The organism is Flavobacterium tegetincola DSM 22377 (genome assembly GCF_000425485.1).
GTDB classification, from domain to species: Bacteria; Bacteroidota; Bacteroidia; order Flavobacteriales; family Flavobacteriaceae; genus Flavobacterium; species Flavobacterium tegetincola.
The window spans coordinates 21,088-33,392 of the sequence record NZ_KE384387.1 but is presented as its reverse complement, the minus strand read 5'-3'; the positions used below and the strand labels follow the sequence as shown (position 1 = coordinate 33,392).

Below are 12,305 nucleotides of genomic sequence, written 5' to 3'. Positions count from 1 at the left end.
AACATTTGTATTGAAAAGCAGTAATGTTTGCTTACTTTTGCAGACGTAAAAAATGAAAAATACAGAAATGACAGCTGATAAAAAACACTCTTTCGATGTCTTAATCGAAATTCCACGAGGAAGTAGAAATAAATATGAATACGATTTTGATTTAAAAAGAATGCGTTTCGATAGAATGTTGTTCTCTTCGATGATGTATCCTGCAGATTACGGGTTTATTCCTGAAACTTTAGCATTAGATGGAGATCCATTAGACGTTTTGGTTTTAATCACTGAGCCTACTTTCCCAGGTTGTGTGATAGAAGTGAAGCCAATTGGTGTATTTCATATGGCAGATGATAAAGGTCCAGATGAAAAGGTAATTTGTGTGCCAGTTTCAGATCCAATTTGGAATAACTTGAACGATTTAGGCGATATGAATCCGCATTTAGTGAAAGAAATAGAGCACTTTTTTCAAGTGTACAAAGATCTTGAAAACAAACAAGTGGATGTAGAAGGTTGGGGAGATGTGACGGAAGCTAGAGATATTATCTCTAAATGTGTTGCTCGTTTTCAAGCAATAGAAAATAAGCCAGAAGGATTGTTTGCGATATAAATAGTTCTTCTCTTTAAAATATAAGGCACCTGTAAAGTTTTTGCAGGTGTTTTTTTTGTGCATTAAATTTTGAAGTTTTGAGAATGGATGTTTTGGAAATCTGCATAGGGAATTTTATTTAACCTCGAGGGTGTTATTTAAAAAAGGTGCTTATTTTTCTTTCAAGGATAATTATCTTTTTGTATTTTTCTTTTAAATATAACTGATGTCGATCTTATTCTGTACAGTTGGAATTGATTAATTGAAATTAGTGAGATTGTAGTTGATTAGAGAAAATTAAGTAGGTACTTTATTGTTCATTATTTGAGTTGATATCCAAAATGAAACGTACATTCATTGGATTTACCAATAAGCTTTTAGGCTCCTATGCAACGGAATAGTGAAACGATTATTATTGAAAAGAGACTTCGTGATTAACTAAAATAGGGTTAAAGATCTTCTAATTTTTAAGCATAAAAAAATGCCCTTTTGGGCGTTTTTAAATTTATTAAATTATGCAGTTTTCTTTTTCTTTGTAAAGTAAAAGGCTGTTCCAATTCCAGCCATTAGTAAAATTGGAACCCAGTTTTCAATTGGTGCAGTCGGTGCACTACTTAGATCATCTACATCACCACCAGCCTCTTCTTGTGCGAAAGCTGAAATCGTTAAAAATAAGGATAAGAACAGTATACAGATCGTTTGGATAAATTGCTTTTTCATAGTAATTATTGAATTGTAATTTTAGAATTTGTCGTTGTACCATCGTTGGTGATTTGTACTATATATATTCCTTGCGATAAAACAGCATCGGGACGAATTGTTAAAACTGGCAATGCTTCTTTTGTCGTATGGTACACGTTTTGTCCAGCCATATTGTAGATGCTAACCTTTATTGGACCTTTTACATAATTTGGTACTGAAATATTAAATATATTATTTGTAACTGGATTAGGATACACTACCATTGTTTCTCTATCAAAAGAACCATTTCCTAATGCAGTTGTGCTGAATACAATCTTAAATCGATTGGCATCATAAGAATTCACATCAGTTGTGGTGTTAAATGGCGCAAATGTATTTTCTCCCATACTTATAGTGCTTTGCGTATTCAAGTACTGATCCACCAAAGTAGCTGAAACACCGCTTGCAAAACCTGTCGCATTCAATTTAAAGGTATACGATTTGTTAGCTTGAAATTGTGTCGTTTTAATTAACAGTTCATCATTATTTTGAACTGGAGCTAGTGCTTCAATAGCTAATGTTTTTGAATCTCGAGATAAACCTAAGTTTTCACCAGTTGACATTAATTTTATTACATCACCGTATCCCAATGAATTGGTAAAAACTTCTCCGAATACTGCAACGGTACCATCAATTGGATAAGAGGCCAAAGCCAATTCGTTTGGATCATAAACCGACAATCGAAGCACTGCATTTGGACTTATAGTGGCGTTTTCTACATTAGCGGTTCTAAATACATTTGCTTGCGTACTAGCTTTATTACTTTCATTGAAGGTTAATGTTCCTGCTGTTCCTGCAACACTATTTTTTACCATAAAGGCTTGGCCAGATTGAATATATCTTCCAATGTTTGAAGTTATTTCATTATTTAGACCTGTTGAAGCATCGTAAACAACATATTTTCCTCGTACTAATCCGCTTCCAAAGTTAGGCTCAAAGCCATAGTATGACGTTACTAATTCCGATTTTCCAACTGCATTCCAGTCAATTGGGCTTGCGTAAGGATTTCCTACCAAACTAAAGCTGTCGGTTGTAGTATTAGAGGTGTTATTTATAGCTGGTGTGCTTGACGCATTTAAAATAACCGTTCCTGTTACTAGCATTCCTGTTGCTGAAAGTGTTGTGGCAACATTCATGTTTTCTTGTGATGCACTGGTGAGTAACGTTGGCGTTCGATCACCACGAATTAAAATTCTATAACCCGTTCCAGCTAATAAAGTAGTAGCATCCGTATTAGGAATTGGTGTCCAACCTGTTCCACTAGCTACTTGATTATTGTAAGTGTACATAGAAGGATTTCCGCTTACTGTAGTATCAAAGCCATTTGCTCCAGATGTTGAACCTGTTATTGCAGTTCCAATTCCGGCAGTATATATCTTATCATTTTGCCAATTCGCTTTAATATTAGTAGTTGTAGTAACACTTGGTGTTAAGAAACGGAAAGCTCTTTTTCCTGCAGGAATGTAGCGTTCTACTGTTGATGTTCCTGAACCAGCAATTGCAACTCCTGTATAAGCTGCAAAGCTAGCTGTTCCTGTAGCGTCACTTTGAAAAATGATTGAACCTTCATTAGTTAAATCACCGGCTACTGTTAAGGTATTTGCTGGTTGGATAGTTAAAACTTTACCAGTATTGATGGTTAAGTTTTTAGCGGTAATTGCTGCTGTTTCGTTGTAATCTTCGGCAATGATAGCGTCGGTTAAAGCAGTTGGTGTCCCATTTGTCCACGCTGGTGTTGTAGCTGGAGAAGTGATGATCCAAGTGGTAGCTGTAACTAGTGGTGTTATGTAACCAGTTAATTTAAAATCATCTAACCTAAGATTTTGACTACTTGAAGACGGGGCTGTTAAATTAATTACAATACTAAAGTTGCCTGTTAAGTTTTCTACAGTGTTTAAGAATGCTGGTGTTGAAACTACTTCACCTGAATTTGATGTTGAGATTGAAATTGCATTTGAAATTGCTATGCTATTTACAGTAATCGATGAAACTGTAGGTCCATTACTAGTTCTTCTAGCCCAAAAACTATAATCAGTCAAATCTAATTTATATCCTGTCGCTATTGATATATTTAAGGTCATTGAGCTAACATCTCCATTTGATGGCTGAATAACTAAAGCAGTTCCTGAATTTCCTAAGAAACTAGTAAAATTACTAGTGCTACTTACCCATTGGGATGAAGTAATATTGCTATTTAAAATTCCGGTTGGAATTGTTGTCAAAGGTGAAGTTACATATGGACTTTCACTTGGGCTATCATTAAAATTATGACTATAGAAAATCATTGGGATAAGAGAAACCATAACAGTTTGTGTCGTATTTATAGCGACGTTATAATTAGTATTACCTTCTTGAGATGCGGTGATAATGGCTGTCCCTAATCCAACAACAGTCAATGTGTTTCCTGAAATGGTTAGAACATTTGAATTTGAGCTCATATAAGTCAACGCTAATCCTGAAGTTGTACTTGCAAAAGTATTTAAATTAATAGGTGCTGAACCTGTATTTAATGCTGGTAAAGAATTAAATGTGACCGTTTGAGTGGCTTTCGTAATATCAGCTGTTAGTCCAGGTTGTGTTAAAGTATAATTTGTAGCGGCACTTCCTGTCAACGTAACTGTAACTCCTATCCCAGTTCCTGCATTTGCCGATGCAAAAACACCTGTTGTTGATATACTTAAGTTCGCATTGTCTGCTGCTTCAACTCCAACTAGTGTTCCGCCGAAAACCGTAGCGATTGTATTAGCATCGTACACTTTATTCTGAGCTACTACACCAGTGACTGTAATAGTTTTTGCCGAAATAGTTGCGGTTAATCCTGTAGGTTGCGTTAAATTGTAATTTCCAGCAGCACTGCCCGCTAAGCTGTATCCATTAGCGGTAATTGATTTGTCAACGCCAATTGTTGCGTTTGCAAAAGTAAAAGTTGGAATTCCTGATAAGGTTACATTAGCAATATCAGCTTCTAAAACATTGTTTATCAATGGTGTACCTGAAACAGTTGCCACATTTGAAGCATTATATGCTTTGTTATCTCCTGTTAATCCAGAAATGGTTAGGTTTCGCTGTGATACTGTAAGTGTGCGAACGACATTAATTGCATCATTGTAATTGGCATTTCCAGCCTGTGAAGCAGTAATGTCTGTTGTTCCAATGCCTATAATTGTAACAGTATTGTCTATAATCGTAGCAACATTGGTATTAGAACTATTGTAACTTACATTTAATCCAGACGAAGCGGTTGCAGATAAATTAAAATCGGCGTCGCCATACTGCTTATTTACTAAACTTGTAAAGGTAATTGTTTGATTGCTTTTAGCTACAACAAAATCAATTGTTGCCTCTGGACTAGTGCCAGAAGCATTTGTCGCAGTAACGTATACTGACGAGTTTCCAGCTGTTGTTGTAATACCTGAGATCACTCCACTTGATGTATTTAAACTTAATCCAGCAGGTAAAGTTCCCGACGTAAGTGTATAAGATGTTGGGCTATTTGTAGCAGTCATTTGGTAGTTTGGATTGGTTCCAACTGTTGTATTTACTGTAGCCGCTGTTACAACTGGGGCTGCGGCAGGTGGTGGTGTCCCAACCAGTAAATAATTTCGAAATCGTTTTTGAGAAGAACTTGCTGTCCTAGTGATTCTAATTTTAATAGATGGGCCAGAAATTGTAATTGGCTCTTCTTCTGTATCAATATAATTAGAACCTGTAGGAGTTGCGGAATTGAATGTTTGTGCTGTCCAAGTGCTTCCTCCGTTGTCAGAAATTTGAATAGTAACGGGGCCGTCTGAACCACTTCCAAACTTTGCTACAGATAAGGATAATTTGACATTTGTATATCCTGTCAAGTTATAAGTAGGTGAAGTAAGAATGGATGAAGTAGTAGTGAAATTAGCATACCCACCTGCGCTCGTTGTAAATGTAATGTTATTTTGCGTCCATCCATTTGGTAATGAGCCATCTGTAAAATTTTGATTTTCTATAGTAACCTGTCCAAAAGCCCCTCCCGTCATAAATAACAAGCAACAAAATACCGCTATTGTCTTAAAATTATTTCGGCATTCTGCCAAAATCGATTGTGTAGTTTTACTCATAAGTTTAATTTAAATTTCGTTTTTATTTAAAGTAATTATTCTTTTCTATTAATTTGATTTACATCAACTTATATACAGGCTCTAAAAATAAACTAAATAATTGTGTTTTTTCAATATAAATTGATGAATTGTTTATTTTTTTTCATTACAGATGAAAAATTAAAGATAAATTAGCCGCTAACAAAGGTATATCTTGACTAAATTCCCAAAGTGAACTTAAAATTAATTTTACATTAATTAATCTGTTCGAAAGCATTAGGTATGTTTTATAGTGGATGCGGCATTTTGGGGCGAAAAAATTTGATGCCCGTTGTGCGATTGCCAAGTCTAAAGTGTTTATTGGATAGTATTAGATGATTTTTCTAATTGCGCTATTTATATTAAAATCAAAGCTTTAATAAATAAATTACTTTTTTATTACTTTTGCTTTTGTTACATTTACAATATATTAACAAAACCAAAAATAACATATGGAATCAATGATGATTTACGTACCAATAGTTATGGCAATTATTGGTCTGCTTTTTATGTGGATGAAAAGAGCGTGGGTATTAAAGCAAGATCCCGGTGATGGTAAAATGAAAGAAATTTCGGATTATATTTATGAGGGCGCTTTGGCTTTTTTAAAAGCAGAGTACAGATTACTGACGTTCTTCGTCATTGGAGCAAGTGTTGTCTTAGCAGGTGTTTCACAATTTGTAGATACTACTAGTATTTTAATTGTAATTGCTTTTGTTTTTGGAGCATTCTTCTCCGCACTTGCTGGAAATATGGGGATGAAAATTGCAACTAAAACAAATGTTAGAACTACGCAAGCGGCTCGAACTAGTTTGCCACAAGCGCTAAAAGTTTCTTTCGGTGGTGGAACAGTAATGGGATTGGGTGTTGCAGGATTAGCCGTTCTTGGTCTAACTGCATTTTTTATATTTTTCTTTAATTATTTCATGAACGGTGTTTGGGCAGATGCCATGTTTGGCGGCGTGATGCGAACTCCAACTGAGTTAATGACTATTGTGCTTGAAACCTTGGCTGGATTCTCATTAGGAGCCGAATCTATTGCTCTATTTGCAAGAGTTGGTGGTGGAATCTACACAAAAGCTGCCGACGTAGGTGCGGATTTAGTAGGAAAAGTGGAAGCAGGAATCCCTGAAGATGATCCAAGAAATCCGGCAACAATTGCAGATAACGTGGGAGATAACGTTGGAGACGTGGCCGGAATGGGTGCTGATTTATTCGGTTCGTATGTGGCTACAGTTCTTGCCGCGATGGTACTGGGAAACTACGTGATCAAAGATATGGGTGGAAGTATTCAAGATGCTTTTGGCGGAATTGGTCCCATCTTACTACCAATGGCAATTGCTGGTTTCGGAATTTTATTCTCCATTATTGGAACTTTAGTAGTAAAAATTTCTAGTGATTCGGCCAAAGAGCCAGAAGTGCAAAAAGCATTAAATATTGGAAACTGGTTGTCCATTTTATTAACATTAATTTCCTGCTATTTTTTAGTGCAATTTATGCTGCCTGAGACCATGAAGATGAGTTTTTACGGGGAAGGATTAAAGGACATCTCATCCATGCGTGTTTTTTACGCCACGATTGTTGGATTAGCAGTGGGCGGGATTATTTCATCGGTAACTGAATATTACACCGGATTAGGGACAAAACCTGTGATGGCTATTGTGCAAAAATCGTCAACAGGTGCAGGAACAAACGTAATTGCAGGTTTGGCTACAGGTATGATTTCTACATTTCCAACGGTACTTTTATTTGCTGCAGCAATATGGGGTTCGTACGCATTAGCAGGATTTTACGGAGTGGCTTTAGCGGCTTCTGCAATGATGGCTACAACTGCAATGCAACTCGCAATTGACGCCTTTGGGCCAATTGCAGATAATGCAGGCGGAATTGCTGAAATGAGTGAATTGCCTAAAGAAGTACGTACAAGAACAGATATTTTAGATTCAGTTGGAAATACAACCGCAGCCACAGGAAAAGGTTTTGCAATTGCTTCTGCAGCGTTAACTTCTCTTGCTTTATTTGCAGCTTACGTAACATTCACCGGGATTGACGGAATCAATATATTTAAAGCTCCGGTTTTAGCCATGCTATTTGTCGGTGGAATGATTCCTGTAGTTTTCTCCGCTTTAGCAATGAATTCTGTGGGAAAAGCTGCGATGGATATGGTGTACGAAGTGCGGCGACAATTCAAAGAAATTCCGGGAATTATGGAAGGAACGGGCAAACCAGAATACGGTAAATGTGTAGAAATTTCAACTAAAGCCGCTCTACGCGAAATGATGTTGCCAGGAGTTTTGACCATTGGTTTTCCTATTGTTATTGTGTTGTTAGGCAAACTTGTTTATCCGGATAATAATATGTTGACTGCTGAAATGTTAGGTGGTTACATGGCTGGTGTAACTGTTTCTGGTGTACTTTGGGCTGTGTTCCAAAATAACGCTGGTGGTGCTTGGGACAATGCCAAGAAATCTTTTGAAGCTGGAGTAATGATCAATGGTGAAATGACTTTCAAAGGTTCTGATGCACACAAAGCAGCAGTAACGGGTGATACTGTTGGAGATCCATTTAAAGATACTTCAGGTCCATCAATGAATATTTTAATCAAATTAACTTGTTTAATTGGCTTGGTAATCGCTCCAATTTTAGGAGGTCATGATGCAGTAACCGTATCCGAAGCCACGGAGGTTGAACTGATTGTAAGTTCTGTAGAAAACAACATAACCGAAGAATATACGGTTGAGAAAATGAATAATAACGGCGTATTCTCTGCAAAAGTTTCTAAATTTCAAAATGGCAAAACAGAATCAGCTGCTTTCACTGGAACAGAAGCGGAGGTTGATGCACAAATTAAAGTTTTTAAAGAAAAATAGGGCCTCTTATTTGCGCCACAAATGCTTTAAAAAAGTGGACTGGATTTAAATAATTAGACAAATTTTGATAATAATGAGCTCGATATTGTATCGGGCTCATTTTTTTTTAATTCAGGAAATGTAATTTAAAGTGCATGTTTTAATTTGTTTAAATTCCCATTGTCAAATAAAAACATAATTATAAATGGGATTTGTCTACGAAAATTTGTATTTTATCCAAATGAAGAAAATAATTCTCAAAATTAGAGTTTCTGTACTAAATAATTTTTTCGAAAAATAGTTTGATTCACAGCTCTTATAATTGTTTGCATTTGACAATAAATTACACTAGATGTTGTTAGCATAATTACAACTACTGAAAATTCAACTTCAATTATTTCAAAATGGTAGAGGCTGATTCTTCCCATTTTGAGTCATAAAACACTTTTATAAACAATCTTTTATACACCTTAAAAAAATTCTTATAAAACAAGTTATAGCTGTAAATAGTTGCCACAAACTTGATTTTTGCTGCAGTTTTTAATTTTTAAATGGACTCGTTTAGCAATAATTTTGATTATATAGGAGTAAATAGGTTGCATTATTTGTCAATAGCTACGTACTATTGAAAGCTAAGTCTTGATTTGATAAATGTTTAGACTAAAAGAATATATGTAAATCCCGTAACATTACTTCCTTAATCATTGCGGTACTTTGCATTATCTAAATTCACCTACAATAAATGTACTACTTACGTTCCATATTATTCCTGCTTTTCTGTAGCTTATCTTCATTAAGTTACGGTCAGTTAGGCAATTTTAATTTTAATGCAACAGCTGTTGATGAAACATGTACTAATAATGGTAGGATTGATATGTCAGTTTCAAATACCACTTCCGGTGCTGTAGTGAGCTATAAATTATATCTTGCTCCAGATTATGACAATCATATAGGCGAAACCATGGCTTCCTCATTTCTGGCATTAAATGCGGGTTCTTACCGCGTAGCAGCCATTCAAACTTTAGGAGGACAATCCAGTTCAAAAGAAATTGACGTAGAAATTAATGATCTAGTCGAAAATTTGGATTTCGAATTGACTTCTTCTGCAGCAAATCCTTGCGATATGACTTCTACGCTTAAAGTTGTAGTGATGTCTGGTAATCCAACTTCTTATGAAATTCTTTCGGGGCCAATCACTAGACCATTGCAAACGTCAAATGAATTTACAAACTTGGTTTCTGGTGATTATGTGGTCCGCGTCTTTGATGCTTGTAACGATGCGCTTTCAAAAGCCTATACTTTTGTGGTTGGTAATAATACTTTAAGTATCGCAGCTCCATCGCTTCCAGATGTTTTTTTATCCTGCAATTCTGCAATAATTAAAAATACGATTAGTTCAAATACTGCCGCTCCAATTTCATTTCCATTGTCGATCACGTATACCGTAACACCACCCGGCGGAGGAGTAGCACAAACTATTTCTCAAAATATCGGTTCAGGTCCAACTGATGCAATAGAATTGTCACAATCCATCAATCTTTTTGGGTCTCAAACTTTTTCCGTACAAATAAAAGTAGTGGATAATTGCGGTTCTGAATTCACATCTACGTTTCAGATCGATCCAAGACCTAAAGTTACAATCCAACGATTGAACGCTGAATGTGGTGCACTTTATTTTAACGTGGCAGTTTCAAATTATTTGCCACCTTTTACATTGAATTTTACATCGCCTTCAAGTTTTAATCCAGTTGCTTTTAATGCAAATTATCCAGGGCCTTACACAACCAATTTGGTTACATTTGGAAGCGAGACCAATACCATTCCTTTTGATAATTACTCATTAACGGTTACCGATGGTTGCGGTAATTCGAGACAAATTAACTTTGAGATCAAAGAGAAAATCATCGTGCCTGCTGTTACGGCTGTAAACAATGGTTGCAGTTCCGTTTTTGGTAATGTTAAAGTACAAATACCAGACAATAGGATGATAGTTGCGATGAGCATGACAGCAGCACCTTCAACATATCCAACGGTTTTGCCACAGAACATGATGTCATTTGTCAATGCAGCTGGGGTTTTTAATCATCCCAATTTGCCCGTAGGCGATTATTCATTTACTATTACAGATAGTTGTGGTGATAGCTATACAATAGAGGTTACTGTTCCCGAGTTTGTTCTTGGAGCTTTAGAAGCCACTACAAGACCGGATTGCAATCCAACTTCTGGAGCAGTAAAGTTGTCGGTCTCTCATGCCGCTTTAGTAAGTGTTATAGTAACCGCAGCTCCGCCAAGTTTTGCATTTCCAATTCCTTATGATGCTTCAATGAATATTATGGCCAACGGCGTTTTGTACATGAGCGGACTTCCTGCAGGAATGTATTCCTTCGACGCTGTTGATTCTTGTGGATTTTCTTCGCAAACTACTGCCGAAATAGCTGGATATACGAGAAATAATGACGGTTTTTCAATCAACAGAAAATGTGGTTCATTTGATATTATTCTTGATGATACCGATGCTTCTATTACGGGCAAAACCTTTTGGTTGCAAAAATTTGATCCTGTTACTAATCTATGGGGACATCCTTACACTGCAATTCCCTTTGTAGAAGGAACACTGCCAACGGCTACAACGGCCAAGCAATTGTTTAACGCTGCTACATTGTTAAATGTCTTTTTACTAGGTGAATTCAGAATTATTAAAGTGTTCGATTCTTATGAAAACGGTAATCCCAATGCTAGATGTTCCGATCTTTATGTTGAATTTACAGTTGCTCCAGACTTACTTCTTTTAGGGGCTTATAATTTAAGTTGTAACAATGGCGTAGGTCCCGATAATGTGGTAATTGACGTAGAAGGTGTAGCTCCATTTAATTTTAAAATGACAACTCCTTATGTTCTCGATAATGGAGAAAACAATACTTTTCTTGATCTAGCAGATGGAACTTATAATTTTCAGGTAACAGATAATTGCGGAAATATAAAAAACATACCTGTTGTTATTGGAAATTTACTACCATTAGCCCGAGCTATTCAGCCACAAAATATGCTAGTGTGTCGTACGGATGGAGTTCAATTTGGTGTTTTTCCATTGATCAATCAAAATCCGGAAATATTAGGAACGCAGAAAGCAAATACGTATAAATTAACATATCACCTTACACAACAAGATGCGGATAATGGCGTAAATCCTTTGCCTGATGGTTATGCTAATGTTTCCAATCCGCAAACGATTTATGCTCGTGTCCAACATAAAACAATTCCATTGTGCTATGCAACTACTTCATTTATTATTTTCGCAGGGCTTACGCCAAATTTAGTTCCCGTAGCTCCCGATTTTTTATGCGAAGGTTTTACAAAAGTCCTTACCGCTGATGCTGGATACACTAATTACGAATGGTCTACAGGTGAAACTACGCAGTCGATCACGATAAGTGAGCCGGGAACGTACACAGTTACTGTAAGCACTATTTATGCCGCACTAACTTGTGACGCCTCCAAGGATTTTGTAATTACAGGATCAAATAAAGCTACCATTGTTACTGTAGATACATCGGACTGGAGTTACAATAACAATTCGGTGTACATTGTGGCCGATGGATTAGGGACGTATTTGTATTCTTTGGATAATGTAAATTTCCAAAGTGAAAGCGTATTCACTAATCTGACTTCAGGAGGCTATACGGTTTATGTTAAGGATGAAAATGGATGTGGGACGACTAAAGCCAATTTCTATTTACTCGATTATCCTAAGTTTTTTACACCAAACGGCGACGGGTATAACGATACTTGGCACGTAAACTTCTCTAGTTTTGAAATGAATTTAATGGTAGATATTTTTGACCGATACGGTAAACTTGTCAAACGATTGAAAGGTGGAGAAGCAGGTTGGGATGGCACGTTCAATGGAAATACGTTACCGGCAACCGATTATTGGTTTGTGGTAACTAGAGAAGATGGAACCGTCCACAAGCAGCATTTCAGTTTAAAAAGATGATATTTTAAAATAGAAGAAGCCCCAAACATTACTGC

5 protein-coding genes are annotated in these 12,305 nt (G+C 36.4%); 3 read left to right on the top strand and 2 right to left on the bottom strand.

The features are described 5' to 3' along the window. Positions 1–67: 67 nt before the first annotated feature. Positions 68–595, top strand: coding sequence for an inorganic diphosphatase (locus H602_RS0115240; RefSeq protein WP_026978787.1), 528 nt, complete (start codon positions 68–70; stop codon positions 593–595). Between the two features lie 492 nt (positions 596–1,087). Here H602_RS0115240 and H602_RS0115235 read toward each other — a convergent pair whose 3' ends face one another. Both H602_RS0115235 and H602_RS0115230 read right to left on the bottom strand, forming a co-directional pair. Then, complete coding sequence (locus tag H602_RS0115235; RefSeq protein WP_026978786.1) at positions 1,088–1,294, bottom strand: hypothetical protein; 207 nt, start codon at positions 1,292–1,294, stop codon at positions 1,088–1,090. 5 nt (positions 1,295–1,299) lie between these two features. Continuing rightward, on the bottom strand, positions 1,300–5,409 hold the full coding sequence (locus H602_RS0115230) for a beta strand repeat-containing protein (RefSeq protein WP_084404275.1): 4,110 nt from the start codon (positions 5,407–5,409) through the stop codon (positions 1,300–1,302). A gap of 470 nt (positions 5,410–5,879) precedes the next feature. On the opposite strand from H602_RS0115230, the gene H602_RS0115225 reads away from it, so the two are divergent. Both H602_RS0115225 and H602_RS19475 read left to right on the top strand, forming a co-directional pair. Continuing rightward, complete coding sequence (locus H602_RS0115225) at positions 5,880–8,297, top strand: sodium-translocating pyrophosphatase (RefSeq protein WP_026978784.1); 2,418 nt, start codon at positions 5,880–5,882, stop codon at positions 8,295–8,297. Positions 8,298–9,018: 721 nt separating this feature from the next. Further along, the gene (locus H602_RS19475; RefSeq protein WP_051224587.1) at positions 9,019–12,270 is read left to right on the top strand and encodes a T9SS type B sorting domain-containing protein; all 3,252 of its coding nucleotides are present in this window, start codon (positions 9,019–9,021) and stop codon (positions 12,268–12,270) included. Positions 12,271–12,305 lie beyond the last annotated feature (35 nt).